Origin of the sequence: Mesorhizobium sp. KR9-304 (assembly GCF_040049215.1) — a bacterium.
Lineage (GTDB): Bacteria > Pseudomonadota > Alphaproteobacteria > Rhizobiales > Rhizobiaceae > Mesorhizobium_K.
Window position 1 is genome coordinate 682224 of sequence record NZ_JBDZDN010000001.1, and the last position, 16852, is coordinate 699075.

16 protein-coding genes are annotated in these 16852 nt (G+C 65.0%); 11 read left to right on the forward strand and 5 right to left on the reverse strand.

What is annotated here, in order from left to right; genetic code table 11:
- The first annotated feature begins 109 nt into the window (after nt 1–109).
- Nucleotides 110–1708, forward strand: a complete 1599-nt coding sequence (locus ABLE71_RS03265) for a trimethylamine methyltransferase family protein (RefSeq protein WP_348781922.1) — start codon at nt 110–112, stop codon at nt 1706–1708.
- Between the two features lie 22 nt (nt 1709–1730).
- Here ABLE71_RS03265 and ABLE71_RS03270 read toward each other — a convergent pair whose 3' ends face one another.
- Nucleotides 1731–2636, reverse strand: coding sequence for a LysR family transcriptional regulator (locus tag ABLE71_RS03270; RefSeq protein WP_348781923.1), 906 nt, complete (start codon nt 2634–2636; stop codon nt 1731–1733).
- Nucleotides 2637–2752: 116 nt separating this feature from the next.
- Here ABLE71_RS03270 and ABLE71_RS03275 point away from each other — a divergent pair, with 116 nt between their 5' ends.
- From ABLE71_RS03275 to ABLE71_RS03285, 3 genes are read left to right on the forward strand one after another with little or no spacing between them, the layout of a single operon-like run.
- A complete protein-coding gene (locus tag ABLE71_RS03275) occupies nt 2753–3304 on the forward strand; it encodes a peroxidase-related enzyme (RefSeq protein ID WP_348781924.1) in 552 nt (183 codons plus the stop codon).
- A gap of 30 nt (nt 3305–3334) precedes the next feature.
- A complete protein-coding gene (locus tag ABLE71_RS03280; protein WP_348781925.1) occupies nt 3335–3799 on the forward strand; it encodes a DUF1348 family protein in 465 nt (154 codons plus the stop codon).
- A gap of 14 nt (nt 3800–3813) precedes the next feature.
- Complete coding sequence (locus ABLE71_RS03285) at nt 3814–4425, forward strand: pyridoxamine 5'-phosphate oxidase family protein (protein ID WP_348781926.1); 612 nt, start codon at nt 3814–3816, stop codon at nt 4423–4425.
- Nucleotides 4426–4441: 16 nt separating this feature from the next.
- On the opposite strand, the gene ABLE71_RS03290 is transcribed toward ABLE71_RS03285, so the two are convergent.
- Nucleotides 4442–4846, reverse strand: a complete 405-nt coding sequence (locus ABLE71_RS03290; protein WP_348781927.1) for a hypothetical protein — start codon at nt 4844–4846, stop codon at nt 4442–4444.
- A 29-nt stretch (nt 4847–4875) separates the two neighbouring features.
- Nucleotides 4876–6678 carry an IlvD/Edd family dehydratase gene (locus ABLE71_RS03295; RefSeq protein ID WP_348781928.1) on the reverse strand — a complete coding sequence of 601 codons (1803 nt, stop codon included), beginning with the start codon at nt 6676–6678 and terminating at the stop codon, nt 4876–4878.
- Nucleotides 6679–6841: 163 nt separating this feature from the next.
- On the opposite strand from ABLE71_RS03295, the gene ABLE71_RS03300 reads away from it, so the two are divergent.
- Nucleotides 6842–7294: a carbon monoxide dehydrogenase subunit G gene (locus tag ABLE71_RS03300; protein WP_348781929.1), complete on the forward strand. Its 453-nt coding sequence runs from the start codon at nt 6842–6844 to the stop codon at nt 7292–7294.
- A 4-nt stretch (nt 7295–7298) separates the two neighbouring features.
- On the opposite strand, the gene ABLE71_RS03305 is transcribed toward ABLE71_RS03300, so the two are convergent.
- Both ABLE71_RS03305 and ABLE71_RS03310 read right to left on the reverse strand, forming a co-directional pair.
- Nucleotides 7299–8495, reverse strand: a complete 1197-nt coding sequence (locus tag ABLE71_RS03305; protein WP_348781930.1) for an Mrp/NBP35 family ATP-binding protein — start codon at nt 8493–8495, stop codon at nt 7299–7301.
- Nucleotides 8496–8567: 72 nt separating this feature from the next.
- Complete coding sequence (locus ABLE71_RS03310) at nt 8568–9641, reverse strand: FAD-binding oxidoreductase (protein WP_348781931.1); 1074 nt, start codon at nt 9639–9641, stop codon at nt 8568–8570.
- 76 nt (nt 9642–9717) lie between these two features.
- Between ABLE71_RS03310 and ABLE71_RS03315 the strand changes: the two genes are divergently transcribed.
- The 6 genes from ABLE71_RS03315 (at nt 9718) to ABLE71_RS03340 (ending at nt 16850) form a co-directional block, all read left to right on the forward strand.
- The gene (locus ABLE71_RS03315; protein ID WP_348783651.1) at nt 9718–10632 is read left to right on the forward strand and encodes a LysR family transcriptional regulator; all 915 of its coding nucleotides are present in this window, start codon (nt 9718–9720) and stop codon (nt 10630–10632) included.
- 115 nt (nt 10633–10747) lie between these two features.
- Complete coding sequence (locus ABLE71_RS03320) at nt 10748–11227, forward strand: formate dehydrogenase subunit gamma (protein ID WP_348781932.1); 480 nt, start codon at nt 10748–10750, stop codon at nt 11225–11227.
- Nucleotides 11224–12780, forward strand: coding sequence for an NADH-quinone oxidoreductase subunit NuoF (locus ABLE71_RS03325; protein WP_348781933.1), 1557 nt, complete (start codon nt 11224–11226; stop codon nt 12778–12780). The genes ABLE71_RS03320 and ABLE71_RS03325 overlap by 4 nt, the downstream gene beginning before the upstream one ends.
- A gap of 12 nt (nt 12781–12792) precedes the next feature.
- Nucleotides 12793–15735: a formate dehydrogenase subunit alpha gene (gene fdhF, locus ABLE71_RS03330; RefSeq protein WP_348781934.1), complete on the forward strand. Its 2943-nt coding sequence runs from the start codon at nt 12793–12795 to the stop codon at nt 15733–15735.
- 1 nt (nt 15736) lies between these two features.
- A complete protein-coding gene (fdhD, locus tag ABLE71_RS03335; RefSeq protein WP_348781935.1) occupies nt 15737–16564 on the forward strand; it encodes a formate dehydrogenase accessory sulfurtransferase FdhD in 828 nt (275 codons plus the stop codon).
- On the forward strand, nt 16554–16850 hold the full coding sequence (locus ABLE71_RS03340) for a formate dehydrogenase subunit delta (protein ID WP_348781936.1): 297 nt from the start codon (nt 16554–16556) through the stop codon (nt 16848–16850). The genes fdhD and ABLE71_RS03340 overlap by 11 nt, the downstream gene beginning before the upstream one ends.
- The last annotated feature ends 2 nt before the right edge of the window (nt 16851–16852 follow it).

Sequence of the window (16852 nt, forward strand, 5' to 3'; positions counted from 1 at the left end):
CCCTAGGTGCCAACGTGCGCCATTGCATAGTCGAGCGCGAAGCGTGATCATGTTGGCGTAGCTCTGGACCAACCGGAGTGCGCCAAGGTCGGCAATGGGGAACGTCGGCATGTCGGTCGCAATCGAAAAGCAGGAAGCCCAGGAACCCGTCGCCGAGCGCGGCTCGCGGCGCTCGGGCGGTCGCGAAGCGCGGCGCGCGATGCGCGCGGCTCCGCTGGCCGACGATGTCAGGCCGATCCGCCCAGGCCTCGAGGGCGGCACCTACAAACCGCTCGCCGAAGCCGACCTCGCGCGTATCCACGAGGCGGTGCTTACCCTGCTTGAAACCGTCGGCTTCGCCAACGCCATCCCGTCCTGCATCCAAGCGCTGACCGGCGTCGGCGCCCTCCTCGGGGCCGACGGCCGCATCCGTTTCCCGCGCGGGCTGGTCGAGGACACGATCAAGCGCGCGGCGCGCAATTTCACGCTGCACGGCCAGGACCCCAGGCACGACATGCTGATCCAGGGCAAGCGCGTGCATTACGGCACGGCGGGCGCGGCGGTGCATCTGGTCGACGTCGAGAAGCGCGAATACCGCGAGTCGCTTCTACAGGACATCTACGACGCCGCCCGCATCGTCGACGGCCTCGACAATATCCATTTCTTCCAGCGGCCGATGGTGCCGCGCGACATCCCCGATCCGCTCGATATGGACTTCAACACGCTCTACGCCTGCGTGTCGGGCACGTCGAAGCATGTCGGCACGTCGTTTACCGTGCGCGAGAACGTCGCCCCGGCGCTGGAGATGCTTTATGCGATTGCCGGCGGCGAGGAGAATTTCCGCGCCAGGCCATTCGTCTCCAACTCCAACTGCTTCGTCGTGCCGCCGATGAAATTCGCCGAGGACGCCTGCGGCGTGCTCGAAGCCTGCATCGAGGGCGGCATCCCGATCCTGCTTTTGTCGGCCGGCCAGGCCGGGGCCACCGCGCCCGCGGCCATCGCCGGCGCGGTCGTCCAGGCGGTGGCGGAAGTGCTTGTCGGCCTGATCTACGTCAACGCGCTCAAACCCGGCCATCCCGCGATCTTCGGCACCTGGCCCTTCGTCTCGGACCTCAGGACCGGCGCCATGTCGGGCGGCTCGGCCGAGCAGGCGCTGCTCACCGCCGCCTGCGCGCAGATGGCGCAGTTCTACGACCTGCCCGGCGGGTCGGCGGCGGGCATGGCCGACTCGAAGCTGCCCGACATCCAGTCCGGCTACGAAAAGGGCATCACCAACGTGATGGCCGGGCTGTCCGGCCTCAACCTGGTCTATGAATCCGCCGGCATGCATGCCTCGCTGCTCGGCTTCTGCCTGGAAAGCCTGATCATCGACAACGACATGCTCGGCCACTGCCAGCGCTGCGTGCGCGGCATCGAGGTGACCGACGCCGCACTCTCCATCGACACGATTTCCGAAGTTTGCCTCAACGGTCCCGGCCACTATCTCGGCAACGAACAGACGCTGCGGCTGATGCAGACCGAATATTTCTATCCCGCCATCGGCGACCGCTTTTCGCCGAAGGAATGGAACGAGAAAGGCAAGCCCGACATCCTCTCGCGCGCGATTGCCGAGAAGAAGCGCATTCTCGCCGAACGTTTCCCGCGCCATGTGCCCAAAGCGATCGACGACCGCCTGCGCGCCCGCTTCGGCGACCTCGTCAAGCTGCCGAGAAGCGGGATGGGGCATTGATCCCCGGGGGCGCTGGCCGCCATCACGGTGAAGCGCCGGACAAGGCCGTCCTGAGCCGTGGTGTGGCGAAATCCAGAAACGCCCTGAGCTTGAGTGGCAGCAAACCCTGCCCGCCATGAATCAGGCTCACCTGCCACGGTTCGGGTTCGAACTTCCGCAACGCCGTCTCGAGCAGTCCAGCCCGAATGGCCCCGGCCACCTGATAGGAAAGTACGCGCGTCACACCCAGGCCGGCAATCGCGGCATCGATCGCGGCCTCGGCGGTATTGACGACAAGGCGGCATCTAACTCCGATTGTTTGCTCGGTCGTACCCGCCAGAAAGTTCCAGCCATTTGCCGATGTCAGGCCGTCGAAGCCGATGCATGAATGCGACGACAACGCCTGTGGCGTCTCCGGCATGCCTTTGCCGGCGAAATAGGCCGGACTGCCGCAGACGACGCGGCGTATCTGGCCGAGCCTGATCGCGACGAGGCTGCTGTCTGGCAGGGCGCCGATGCGCAACGCAACGTCGACGTGATCGTCGAGAAGGTGAAACACCCTGTCGGCGAGCACGAGCCTGATGTTGATCTCGGGATAGGCGTCAAGAAACGCGACGACCAACGGCAGCACGTGAAGGCGCCCGAATACGACAGGGGCGGTAATGACCAGGTCGCCCCTCGGCGCCTTGTATTCGCCGGAGGCCGCGCGCTCGGCCTCCTCGATATCGGAGAGGATGCGTTTGCAAGCGGCAACGTAGGACTGACCGGCTTCGGTGAGTACGATCCGGCGGCTGGAGCGGCTGAACAGCTTCGCACCGAGCAAAGTCTCGAGGTCCGAAATCTTGCGGCTCACGGTCGACAGCGGCGTGCCCAAGCGCCGCGCCGCGGCAGACAGGTTTCCTGCCTCGACCACTGCCAGCAACACTGACATTGCCTCGAGGCGATCCATAATTCCTTCCAATTAATGGGAGCTACGTTCCATATACTGGCGGGTAGTTCTGATTTTTGGAAGGGGCTATCTCGATCCTGTCGATCAAACGCGGTCGATTGCAACAGGAGAACACCATGTCCCGCCTCCCCATTCCCGCCAGCATCGACCAGGCCCCGGAAAAATCGCGGCCGCTGCTCGAAGCGGTCAAGAAGCAACTCGGCGTCGTGCCTAACCTGTTTCGCATGGTCTCGACCAGTCCGGCGGCGCTCGAAGGCTATCTCGGCCTCTCAGGCGCACTCGGCAAGGGCAACCTTCCGGCGCCGACGCGCGAGCGCATCGCGCTGGCGGTCGCGGAGATCAATGGTTGCGACTATTGCCTGTCTGCACACAGTTATTTGGGCAAGCATCTCGCCAAGCTCGACGAGGCCGAGATGGCCGCCAACCGCAACGGCCACTCGAACGACCCGAAGGCCGACGCGGCGGTCGTCTTCGCCACCAAGGTGGCAAGACAGCGTGGCCGCGTCAGCGATGATGACCTGCGCGCCGTCCGGCTTGCCGGGTACGAGGACGCCCAGATCATCGAGATCGTGCAGCACGTCGCGCTAAATGTCTGGACCAATTACCTGAACAATGTCGCCGAGACCGATATCGACTTCCCGATCGTTAACGCGCGGGCGGCAGCCTGACGCCGATACCAACCGCGTCAGGAACATCCCATGGATCGTCCGCCCCTGCCGCCATTCACTGCGCAGACCGCCGCCCGGAAAGCGCGCGGGGCGGAGGACGCGTGGAACTCTCGCGACCCCGCCAGGGTTGCCCTCGCCTATACCGAGGACAGCACCTGGCGGAACCGCGCGGAGTTCCTGACCGGCCGCAAGGCGATAGAGGAATTCCTGACGCGCAAGTGGAACAGGGAACTCGACTACCGCCTGGTTAAGGAGGTCTGGTCGTTCCATGAGAACCGCATCGCAGTGCGCTTCGCCTATGAATGGCACGACGACAGCGTGCAGTGGTTTCGCGCCTACGGCAACGAGAACTGGGAATTCGACGAACATGGCCTGATGCTGCGGCGCATCGCCAGCATCAACGATCTGCCGATCGCTCCTTCGGACCGCAAGTTTCGCTGGCCGCTCGGCCGCCGTCCCGACGATCATCCGGGCCTCACCGCCCTCGGCCTTTAGCGAAAGGTGGGGCAATGACTGCCATCTATTCAAGCGACGTTGCTTTCACGCCGACCGTGAAGGCGATACAGACGCGAAAGGGCTCACGTCAGGGGTATGCGCATATGGAGGAGAAGGGCGGCTGGGCGACGTATATTCCGACCGACCTGAAGTCTTTCATCGAAGCACAGACGAGCGCATTCCTGGCGACGGTGAATGCCGAGGGCCAACCCTATATACAGCATCGCGGCGGCCCGGCGGGCTTCCTGAAGGTGCTCGACGAGCAGACCATCGGTTTCGTCGATTTCTCTGGCAACCGGCAATATATCACGGCGGGAAACCTTGCCGAGAACGCCAGGGCGCATCTGTTCCTGATCGACTACGCCAACCGGCGGCGGGTGAAGATCTGGGGCACGGCGCGAATCGTGGAAGACGATGCGGCGTTGACGGGAAGGTTGATGCCCGGGGATTATCGCGCGCGGGCCGAACAGGTGATCCTGTTCACCGTGACCGCGTGGGACGCCAACTGCCCGCAGCATATTCCGCAACGTTTCGAGGCGGCCGACGTCGCTGCGGCGCTTGCCGAACGGGACAAGCGCATCGCAGCGCTGGAAGCGGAAGTGGCGAGGTTGAGCGCAACTCGCTGAAACGGCAACGCGGCTCTCAGGCCGGGCCAGCGCTGAGGTCGAAACGCTCGATAACGTCGGCATTCATCAGCTTGGCGTGTAAGGCCAGAAGCACGATCTCGGCGTCTAGATCATCAGGCGCATCAAGCGCGCTCTCGATCCGGCGTTCCGCATCATCTTTTGCGTCTCGGCCGTTCGCCTGTTCGAAAGTTTCCGGCCCGGCCACGCAATAGGCGAGCAGGCCGGCGACACGTGGATATGCGGAAGCCGGCGGCTGCTCGGGCCAATGATCCTTCATCAGATTGACGATGTTGAGCTTCACCCCCTCCGGCACCAGCGCCGGATGCAGGTCGGCCGCCCTCAGCGCTGCATCCAGCTGGCGCAGGTCGCCCGAGCGACCGAACAGACCAAGAAAACCAAGCGACGAACGGCGGGCGGCCACGACAGGGAACGCCGCGCTGGCCGCAGCGCTTAGTGGTTGTCGCGTGGCACGCCGCTGGTCTGGGCGATGTGCTGGTATTTCACCGCCGGCTTCAGCACCATGCCATGGTCGAACTGGTCGACCATGCCGCGCTGGATCTCCTGCCACGGCGTCTGGTGCTTGGGATAGTGAAAGCCGCCATCGCCGTTGAGCGCGGCACGGCGCGCCGCCAACTCCTCGTCGGAGATGAGGATATTGGCCGTGCATTTCCTCAGGTCGATGCGCACGCGGTCGCCGGTCCTGACCAGCGCCAGCCCGCCGCCGACGGCGGCTTCGGGCGAGGCGTTGAGGATCGAGGGCGAACCCGACGTGCCCGACTGCCTTCCGTCGCCGACGCAGGGCAGCGCATGGATGCCCTTCTTGATGAGGTAGGCGGGCGGCTGCATGTTCACCACCTCGGCGCCGCCGGGATAACCGACCGGCCCCGCGCCGCGCATGAACAGGATCGTGTGCTCGTCGATGGCTTCGGCCGGATCGTCGATGCGGGCATGATAGTCCTCCGGCCCCTCGAACACGGCGGCCTTGCCCTCGAACGCCTCCGGGTCCGCAGGATTGGACAGATAGCGGTCGCGAAACTCGTCGGAGACGCCGCTCAGCTTCATGATGGCGCTGTCGAAAAGATTGCCCTTGAGGTTGATGAAGCCGGCATTGACCTTGAGCGGATCGGAGACCGGATGGATGACGTCGGGATTCTCGTTGGCGACGCCCTTGCAGTTCTCGCCCATGGTCCTGCCGTTGACGGTCAGCGCATCAGGATGCGGCAGCAGGTTCGCCTTCATCAGCTCGGCGACAACCGCGGGCACGCCGCCGGCATGGTGATAATCCTCGCCGAGATATTCACCCGACGGCTGCAGGTTGACCAGCAGCGGGATTTTGTGGCCGACCGCCTGCCAGTCGTCGTTGTCGAGCTTGACGCCGAGATGGCGGGCGATGGCGTTGAGGTGGATCGGCGCGTTGGTGGAGCCGCCGATCGCCGAATTGATGACGATGGCGTTCTCGAAGGCGGCGCGCGTCATGATCTCGGAGGGCTTCAGATCCTCATGCACCATGCCGACGATACGCTTTCCGGTCGCGTAGGCGATCTGTCCGCGCTCACGGTAGGGCGCGGGAATGGCGGCCGAGCCTGGAAGCTGCATGCCGAGCGCCTCGGCGAGCGAGTTCATCGTGGTCGCCGTGCCCATCGTGTTGCAGTAGCCGACCGACGGCGCCGAGGAGGCGACGATGTCCATGAACTCGTCGTAGCCGATCTCGCCGGCCGACAGGCGCTGGCGCGATTCCCAGACGATGGTGCCCGAGCCGGTGCGCTTGCCCTTGTGCCAGCCGTTGAGCATCGGCCCGACCGACAAAGCGATCGCCGGAATGTTGACGGTGGCGGCGGCCATCAGCAGCGCCGGCGTCGTCTTGTCGCAGCCGATGGTCAGCACGACGCCGTCCAGCGGATAGCCGTAGAGCACCTCGACCAGAGACAGGTAGGCGAGATTGCGGTCGAGCGCGGCGGTCGGACGCTTGCCGGTCTCTTGGATCGGATGGCAGGGGAACTCGAACGGCACGCCGCCCGCCGCCTCGATGCCCGCGCGGACGCGTTTCGCAAGTTCCAGGTGATGCCTGTTGCAGGGCGACAGGTCGGAGCCGGTCTGCGCGATGCCGATCAGCGGCTTGCCCGACTGCAGTTCCTCGCGGGTGAGGCCGTAATTCAGGTAGCGCTCCAGGTAGAGCGCGGTCATGCCCGGGTTGTCGGGATTGTTGAACCATTCCTGCGAGCGGAATTTTTTCGTGGTCGTCGGGCCTGACATTGGATTCTCCGGAAATGCGGTCGAGCATCGATATGCCAACGTCCGAACAGCGGCAAGAGGCTTTTGTCAGACAAATACGCGGGATCGGCGACTATCCCTTGGGCCAATGGACACGACGAATGTGCTGCGCTACGGCTCTCGGACCCGCTGGCAGGAGGTTCCCATGGCTTTGAATATGGAAGGCGAGGAGCGCATCGAGGCCCCGATCCAAAAGGTTTGGCAAGCGCTGAACGACCCGGAGGTGCTGAAAGCAAGCATTCCAGGGTGCCAGAGCCTGGAGAAGAAATCGGACAATGAGCTGGCCGCGACCGTCGTGCTCAAGATAGGACCGATCAAGGCGACCTTCCTGGGCGAGGTCACGCTGTCCAACCTCAATGCGCCGAATGGCTACACGATTTCCGGCGAGGGCAAGGGCGGCATCGCCGGCTTCGCCAAGGGCGGAGCGGATGTGACGCTGACCGAGGACGGGCCGAACACGACCGTGCTCAAGTACACCGCCAGGGCAGACGTGGGCGGCAAGATCGCGCAGCTTGGAAGCCGGCTGATCGAGTCGACGTCGAAGAAGCTCGCTGGACAGTTCTTCTCGACGTTCAACGAAACGGTAAGCGGAAGCTGACCGTCTATTCGAACACGATCGCGGGAACCGCGCCTTCCGATTTGGCGCGCTCCTCGTCGAGCCGCTGCCAGACCTTGCTTGCGATATCGCGGTAGATTTTGGCTTCAGGCCCGTTCGGCTTCGAAACAACCACCGGCTCGCCGGAATCCGACGTCTCGCGGATCTCCATCTGAAGCGGCACCTCGCCGAGGAAGAAGACGCCAAGCCGTTCGGCTTCGCGCCTCGCGCCGCCATGGCCGAAGATGTCGTAGCGCTTGCCGGTGTCGGGCGCGATGAAATAGCTCATGTTCTCGACGATGCCCAGGAGCGGCACGTCGACCTTCTTGAACATGTTCAGCCCCTTGCGCGCATCGATCAGCGCCAGGTCCTGCGGCGTGGAGACGATGACCGCGCCGGCCAGCGGGACCTGTTGTGCCATGGTCAATTGCGCGTCGCCGGTGCCGGGAGGCATGTCGACGACGAGCACGTCGAGTTCGCCCCATTCGACCTCGCGCAGCATCTGGGTGAGCGCCGACATGACCATCGGCCCGCGCCAGATCATCGGCGTCTCCTCCTCGACGAGGAAACCCATCGACATCACCTTCAGGCCGTAATTCTCCATCGGCCGCAGGATCTTGCCGTCCACCGTTTGCGGCTTGCCGCGGATGTTGAGCAGCCGGGGCATCGAGGGCCCGTAGATATCGGCATCGAGCACGCCGACCTTCTTTCCCATGGCGGCAAGGCCGAGCGCCAGGTTGATGGCGGTGGTGGACTTGCCGACGCCGCCCTTGCCGGAAGCGACGGCGATGATCGAGGCGATGCCCGGGATGCCGCGCTTGCCCGAGGATCGCGAAGCGGGGGCATGGGAATGCGGAGCAGGACGCGCCTGGGCGGGAGCCGGCGGCCTCGGTTCGCCTGATACGGGAACCCGCTGCGCCGGGCGCGGCGGAACCGGAGCTTCCATGCCGCCGCCCTTCTTCTCAGCGGTCAGCGCCACCATGGCGCCGGCAACGCCGGGGATGGCCTTGACGACGCGCTCGGCCGCCGCACGCAGCGGTTCCATCTCCTGCGCCCGCGCGGCAGGCACCGTGATCGAAAAGAACACCTTGCCGTCGGCGATGAAAATCTCGGACACCAGCCCGAGCTCGACGATGTTGCCGGTGAAATCCGGGCCGTTCACCGTCTTCAGGCGTTCGAGGACGGCTTCCTTGGTGACTGACATTTATGTTCCCTGGCGTTTCGCGCCTCAGATAATGCAGTTTGGCCGGGGAACCAAGCGGCGGAATTCTTGCGCTCACGCAAAACGGTCGATTCCGTAGGGCAGAAGCAATGGATCGCGGCGCCCGGAGAGGATTTCATCGGCGGCCATCCGGCCAATGGCGGGCGCCAGCGTAATGCCGGAATGCATGACCGCGATATAGAGGCTGCCTAGCCCGGGCGCGCGTCCTATGGCGGGAAAGCCGTCGGCGGGCGTCGGCCGGTATCCGACCGTGTGGAAGTCCAGCTTCAGGTCGTCGGCGCCGACGAGCATCGACCTGACCTCGGCAAATAGCTCGCGTGCCGTTTCTTCAGGGTTGGTACCCGGTTCGGTGCCGCCGAAATCCGCGCCGGCGACGATGCGGCCTTCGGTGGTCTGCCTGACATGCGCTTTCTCGCCGATGACGAGGCCGTTGAGCAGATGTCGATGCGGTTTGGAATGAACCAGCAAGCCCGGCGGCGTATCAATCGGCAGGGCCACGCCGACCGTGGCAAGCAGGGCCGGACTGCCGGCGCCGGCGGCCAGCACGACATCGTCCGCTTCCAAGCGACCCTCATCGAGGTCAACGCCAGCGATCCTGTCGTTGCCAAGAACGAGAGACTTCACCGGCGCAGCGATCATGATCCGGGCGCCCAGGCGTTCGGCATCAGCAAGCAGCGCCAGGGTGGAAGCGACCGGTTCAGCCGCGCCCTCCTCTGCCACGTGCAGCGCCAACTCGGGAAGTTCGGCGAGTGCGGGCTCGATGCGCGCGGTTTCGGCACGATCGACGCGCCGGATGCCATAGCCCCATGACGCATGTTCGGCGGCGAAGGCCTCGAGTTCGGCCCGCGGCAGGTCCCAGCACAGCGCACCGTTCCGGCGGAGCGGGATTTCAGGCACCCCGGCCTTCAGGCGCGTCCATTCGGCCATGGAGCGGAGGCGCAGATCGAAATAGGGTTTCGGGTTGCCCCAGCTGGCATTGATCCAGGCAAAGGACGAGGGCGTCGCGACGCCGCCCGGCCCGCTCGCCGCCACCATGGTGACGCGCGCGCCAGCCTTCGTGAGATGCCAGGCGATCGATGCGCCGACGATGCCTGCGCCAACGACGATGATGTGTTTTTGAGCGGGCATGGTTCCTCGGGTGCCGTTCGCTTGGGGTCACGATGCGCATAGCAGACGTGGCCGGCACATGTGTATGCTTGTTGCCATGATCGACAAGCTCGAATTCTTCATCGCGCTCGCCAAGGAAGAGCATTTCGGCCGAGCTGCCGAGCAGCTCGGCATCACGCAGCCGACGCTTTCGGCGGCGATCAAGCAATTGGAGGGGCAGCTCGGCGTGATGCTGGTGAAGCGCGGCTCGCGCTTCCAGGGGCTGACGCCGGAGGGCGAGCAGGTGCTGGTCTGGGCGCGGCGCATTACCGGCGACGCGCGCACCATGCGCCAGGAGATGCGTGCCGCGCGGCACGGCCTTTCGGGCCATATCCGGATCGCGGCGATCCCCACGGCACTCGCGATGGTGCAGCGGCTGACCACGCCGTTCCGCGAAAAGCATCCGGGCGTCACGTTCTCTGTGCTGTCCAGGACGTCGATCGAGGTGCTGACGCTGCTCGGCAATTTCGACGTCGACGCCGGCATCACCTATCTCGACAACGAACCGCTCGGCCGCGTCACCAGCGTGCCGCTCTATTCCGAGCGCTACCAGCTCATCACGGCGGCGGGTAATCCGCATTCGGATCAAACCACCGTGACCTGGGCGGAGGTGAGCCGGCTGCCGCTCTGCCTGCTCACGCCCAACATGCAGAACCGGCGCATCATCGACCAGCATCTGGCCGAGGCCGGCGTGGTGGCGAGGCCGACGCTGGAATCGAACTCGATGATCGTTCTGTTTTCCCACATCCGCACCGGGAAATGGTCGTCGATCATGCCGCTCAACCTCACGGAAACATTCGGCTTCGCCGAGCCGATCCGCGCCATTCCGATCGTCGAACCGGACGCCAGCCACACGGTCGGGCTGGTGGCGGCACCGCGCGAGCCTCATACGCCGCTGGTCGCGGCGCTGCTGGACGAGGCGATGGCGCTGGCGGAAGGGTTCAGGCCAAGCCCTCGAGCTAATGATGCCTAAGGCGTCTTTGATAGATCATTTCTATCAAACGACGAAACCGCTTTATTGATTCGACGCTATTCGTCTGGTTTGGTGACGACTTGGCGATCAATTCGCTCGATAGGGAGGGCGCTGCTTGACCATGCAGCCCGCAAGTACCGAAATCGTATCGCGCGCGAGCGCGGTGATCAACGAGTTGAAGGGCCTCGAAGGCCCGCTCTTGCCCATCCTGCACGGCATCCAGGAAGAGTTCGGCTATGTGCCGGGCGAATCGCTGCCTGTCATCGCCGATGCGCTCAACCTCTCCAGGGCCGAAGTGCATGGAGTCGTTACGTTTTATCACGACTACCGCAACCATCCGGCCGGCCGGCACGTGCTGAAGCTCTGCCGCGCGGAGGCCTGCCAGTCGATGGGCGGCGACGCCATCGCGGCGCAGCTCCAGCAGCTGCTCGGCATAGGCTTCCACGAGACGACGAAGGACGGTTCCGTCACGCTGGAACCAGTCTACTGCTTGGGCCTCTGCGCGTGCGCGCCGTCGGCGATGCTCGACGGCGAGGTGATCGGCAGGCTCGACGCCGAGAAGATCGAAGCGATCGCCGCTGAGGTCAGGCTATGACGGTAACCCTTTATATTCCTTGCGATTCCGGCGCCCTGTCGCTCGGCGCGGAGAAGGTCGCCAGGGCGGTCGAGAAGGAGATTGCCGCGCGGGGTATCGATGCCAGGATCGTCCGCAACGGCTCGCGCGGAGCGTATTTCCTGGAGCCGATGGTCGAGGTCGAGACCGATTCGGGACGTGTCGCCTATGGTCCGGTCAACGCGAAGGACGTGCCGTCGCTCTTCGACGCAGGTCTGGTGTCCGGCGGAGCGCATAAGCTATCTCTCGGAAATCCCGAAGAAATTCCGTTTCTGGCGAAGCAGACGCGGCTGACCTTCGCGCGCTGCGGCGTCACCGATCCGCTGTCGCTCGACGATTACAGGGCGCATGGCGGCCTCAGAGGCCTGGCGAATGCGGTGGCGACGACGCCGGCAGAGATTGTGCAGACGTTGATAGATTCCGGGCTGCGCGGCAGAGGCGGCGCTGGATTTCCCACTGGAATCAAATGGAAGACGGTTTTGGAGACCGTTTCCGACCGAAAATTTGTTCTCTGCAACGCCGACGAGGGCGATTCCGGCACTTTTGCCGACAGAATGATCATGGAAGGCGATCCTTTCGTGCTCATCGAGGGCATGGCGATCGCGGGCATCGCGACAGGCGCGACCAAGGGCTTCGTCTACATCCGCTCCGAGTACCCGCATGCGGTCGCAACCATGACGCGCGCCGTCGAGATCGCCCGCAGGAACGGCGTGCTCGGGACGAACGTACTGGGGTCGCCAAACGCCTTCGACATCGAGATCAGGACCGGCGCCGGGGCGTATGTCTGCGGCGAGGAAACCTCGCTGATGAATTCGCTCGAAGGCAAGCGCGGCGTGGTCAGGGCAAAGCCTCCGTTGCCGGCGATCCAAGGATTGTTCGGCAAGCCGACCGTCATCAACAACGTCATCTCGCTGGCGTCCGTGCCCATCATCATGGACAGGGGCGGCGCGTACTACAAAGACTTCGGCATGGGCCGTTCGCGCGGCACGATCCCGATCCAGATCGCCGGCAACGTGAAGCATGGCGGCCTGTTCGAGGCGGCCTTCGGCCTCACGCTCGGCGAGATCGTCGACGAGATCGGCGGCGGCACGGCGACCGGCCGGCCGGTGAAGGCGGTGCAGGTCGGCGGGCCGCTCGGTGCCTATTTCCCCCGCGCCCTGTTCGACACGCCGTTCGACTATGAGGCGTTCGCAGCCAAGGACGGGCTGATCGGGCACGCGGGCATCGTGGTGTTCGACGACACGGCAGACATGCTGAAGCAGGCGCGTTTCGCCATGGAATTCTGCGCCATCGAAAGCTGCGGCAAGTGCACGCCCTGCCGCATCGGCTCGCAGCGCGGCGTCGAGACGCTGGACAGGATCGCGCAGAATATCGAGCCACAAAGGCAGCTCGAGCTCGTCACCGATCTCTGCAACACGATGAAGTTCGGATCGCTTTGCGCGCTCGGGGGTTTCACTCCCTATCCGGTGATGAGCGCGATCAATCACTTCCCCGACGATTTTCGGCCATCGCCGATCGCGCAAGCCGCGGAATAGGAGCGGACGACCATGAACGCCTTGCCCGAGTTCAAATCGCTGATCCAGGAAACCGACTACGGCACGCCGGCCTCTTTGTCCGAGACGCAGGTGACGCTTGTTGTCGACGGCAGGCCGATCACCGTGCCCGAAGGCACGTCGATCATGCGGGCGTCGATGGAGGCCGGCGTCGAAATCCCGAAGCTCTGCGCCACCGACATGATCGACGCATTCGGCTCCTGCCGCGTCTGCCTGGTCGAGATCGAGGGGCGCGGCGGCACGCCGGCATCCTGCACGACGCCGGTCGGCGAGGGCATGGTGGTGCACACGCAGTCCGACCGGTTGAACGCCATCCGCCGTGGCGTGATGGAACTCTATGTTTCCGATCATCCGTCGGCCTGGGGCGGACCCGCCGCGCCGGGCGCCCGTACGGGCGCCAGCGAATTCGACCAGGTGGTGGCGTCGGTCGGCCTGACCGAGAACCGCTACGGCACGCAGGGCCGCAACCACGTCCAGCCCGACGGCGGTGTCGCGCCGGGTCACGGCTCGCTGATGGTCGACTACATCGCCCGCGACGAATCGAACCCGTATTTCACCTACGACCCCGCCCAGTGCATCGTCTGCTCGCGCTGCGTGCGCGCCTGCGAGGAAGTGCAGGGCACTTTCGCGCTGACCATCGAGGGGCGCGGCTTCGAGAGCCGCATGGCGGCCGGCATGCACCAGCCCTTCCTGGAAAGCGAATGCGTCTCCTGCGGCGCCTGCGTGCAGGCCTGTCCGACCGACGCGCTGCGCGAGAAGACCGTGCTCGAAATGGGCATGCCCGAACATTCGGTGGTGACGACCTGCGCCTATTGCGGCGTCGGCTGCTCGTTCAAAGCGGAGATGAAGGGCGAGGAAGTCGTTCGCATGGTGCCGTGGAAGGACGGCAAGGCCAACCGCGGCCATAGCTGCGTCAAGGGCCGCTTCGCCTGGGGCTACACCACTCATAAGGAGCGCATCCTCAACCCTATGATCCGCGAGAACATCGCCGACCCCTGGCGCGAAGTCACCTGGGACGAGGCGTTCAAACACATCGCCGGCGAATTCCGCCGCATTCAGTACCAGTACGGACGCGGCTCGGTCGGGGGCATCACCTCGTCGCGCTGCACCAACGAGGAGACCTATCTCGTCCAGAAGCTGGTGAGGCAGGGTTTCGGCAACAACAATGTCGACACCTGCGCCCGCGTCTGCCATTCGCCGACCGGCTACGGGCTCGGCCAGACCTACGGCACGTCGGCCGGCACGCAGGACTTCGACTCGGTCGAACACACGGACGTTGCTGTCATCATCGGCGCCAATCCTGTTTCGGCGCATCCGGTGTTCGCATCGCGGCTGAAGAAGCGGCTGCGCGGCACTCCCGGAAAACCGGGCGCCAAGCTGATCGTCATCGACCCGCGCCGCACCGAAATGGTGAAGTCGGTTCACATGGAGGCCGACTACCATTTGCCGCTGAAGCCCGGCACCAATGTCGCCGTGATCACCGCGCTGGCGCATGTCATCGTCACCGAGGGCCTGTTCGACGAGGCCTTCATCCGCGAGCGCTGCGACTGGGCCGAGTTCCAGGACTATGCGGCGTTCGTCTCCGATCCGCGCCACAGCCCCGAGGAGGTCGAGAAGCTGTCGGGCGTGCCGGCCGACGCGATACGCGGGGCGGCGCGGCTCTACGCGACCGGCGGCAATGGCGCGATCTACTACGGGCTCGGCGTGACCGAGCACAGCCAGGGCTCGACCACGGTCATCGCCATCGCCAACCTCGCCATGCTGACCGGCAATATCGGCCGCAAGGGCGTCGGCGTGAACCCGCTGCGCGGCCAGAACAACGTGCAGGGCGCCTGCGACATGGGGTCGTTCCCGCACGAACTGCCGGGCTACCGGCACATCTCCGGCGACGCCGTGCGCGACATCTATGAAAGCCTGTGGGGCGTGAAGCTCGACAACGAACCCGGCCTGCGCATCCCCAACATGCTCGACGCGGCTGTCGAGGGCACGTTCAAGGGCATCTACATCCAGGGCGAGGACATTCTCCAGTCCGATCCCGACACCAAGCACGTCTCGGCCGGCCTTGCCGCGATGGAATGCGTCGTCGTGCATGACCTGTTCCTTAACGAGACGGCGAATTACGCCCACGTCTTCCTGCCCGGCTCGACCTTCCTGGAGAAGGACGGCACATTCACCAATGCGGAGCGCCGCATCAACCGCGTGCGCAAGGTGATGGCCCCGAAGAACGGCCTCGCCGACTGGGAAGTGACCCAGAAGCTCGCCCAGGCGATGGGTCTGCAATGGGACTACCGGCATCCGTCCGAGATCATGGACGAGATCGCCAAGACCACGCCGACCTTCGCCAAGGTGTCCTACGACTATCTCGACGAGATGGGCTCCGTGCAGTGGCCGTGCAACGAAGCGGCGCCGCTGGGCACGCCGATCATGCACATCGACCACTTCGTGCGCGGCAAGGGCAAGTTCATCCGCACCGAATATGTCGCGACCGACGAGAAGACCGGGCCGCGCTTCCCGCTGCTGCTCACCACCGGACGCATCCTCAGCCAGTACAATGTCGGCGCGCAGACGCGCCGAACCGCGAATGTCGTCTGGCATGACGAGGACCGGCTGGAGATCCATCCACACGACGCCGAGAACCGCGGCATACGCGACGGCGACTGGGTGCGGCTGGCGAGCCGTGCCGGCGAGACGACGCTGCGCGCGCTGATCACCGACCGCGTCGCCACGGGGGTCGTCTATACGACCTTCCACCACCCCGATACGCAGGCCAACGTCATTACCACCGACTATTCGGACTGGGCGACCAATTGCCCCGAATACAAGGTGACGGCGGTGCAGGTCTCGCCGTCGAACGGCCCGACCGGCTGGCAGCGGGAGTATGAGGAGCTTTCGCGCAAGAGCCGGCGGATCGAGGGTCATCTGGAGGCGGCGGAGTAAAGTGCGCATCCGCCCTCCCCTCACCCAGGCGACAAGGCTGGCGCGGCGTGCGGCGGGCACGGCCGCGGGCAACCGCATGGTGCCGGAAGAGACGCCCGTGGCGTTCTCCTTTGCAGGCACCACGCATGCGGTGATGATGGCCTCACCCGCCGACTTCGAGGATTTCGCGCTCGGCTTCTCGCTGACCGAAGGCATCATCGATTCTCCCGATGAGATCGAGGCGATCGAGGTGGAGGAGCACGGCGCCGGCGTCGACATCCAGATCCGGCTCAAGGACCAGGCGAACCAGAAATTCCAGGCGCGCCGGCGCAGGCTTGCCGGGCCGGTCGGCTGCGGCCTGTGCGGCATCGAATCGATCGAGGAGGCGATGCGCTCGGTCGACAATGTCGAGCGCGCGGCGATCACGCTTTCGGCCGCCGACATCGTGCAGTCGGTGAAGCTGTTGTCCAAGGTGCAGCCGCTGCACGCCGAGACCGGCGCAGTGCACGCCGCGGGCTTCTATGTGCCTGGCAAAGGCATCGTGTTGGCGCGCGAAGACGTCGGCCGCCACAATGCGCTCGACAAGCTCGCCGGCGCGCTGACCCGCAAGGGTATCGACGGATCGACCGGCGCGGTGGTGGTGACGTCACGCGTGTCGGTCGAGATGGTGCAGAAGACGGCGGCGATCGGCGCGTCCTTCATCATCGCGGTGTCGGCGCCGACCGCACTTGCGATCCGCACGGCGGAAGAAGCCGGCATGACGCTGGTGGCGCTGGTGCGCGGCGAGGATTTCGACGTGTTCACCCACCCCGAACGCGTGACCGACGGAGCAACGCGTAATGTCGCATGACGAAGAGAGCCACGCCGCGCAGGGCATCGCCAAGATCGTGCGCATGGCCAACCAGATCGGCACCTTCTTCGAATCGAAGCCGCATGAGGAAGGCGTGCACGGGGTGGCCGAGCACATCAACAAGTTCTGGGAGCCGCGCATGCGCCGCCACTTCTTCGAAGTGGTGGATTCCGGCGGCGCGGGACTTAAGCCGATCGTGATGGAGGCCGCCGCGCAGGTCCGGCGTCCGACCGCGCACGTGACCGCTGAACAGGCGGCCGAGGCTGGCGCCGTCGCCAGCGGATAAGG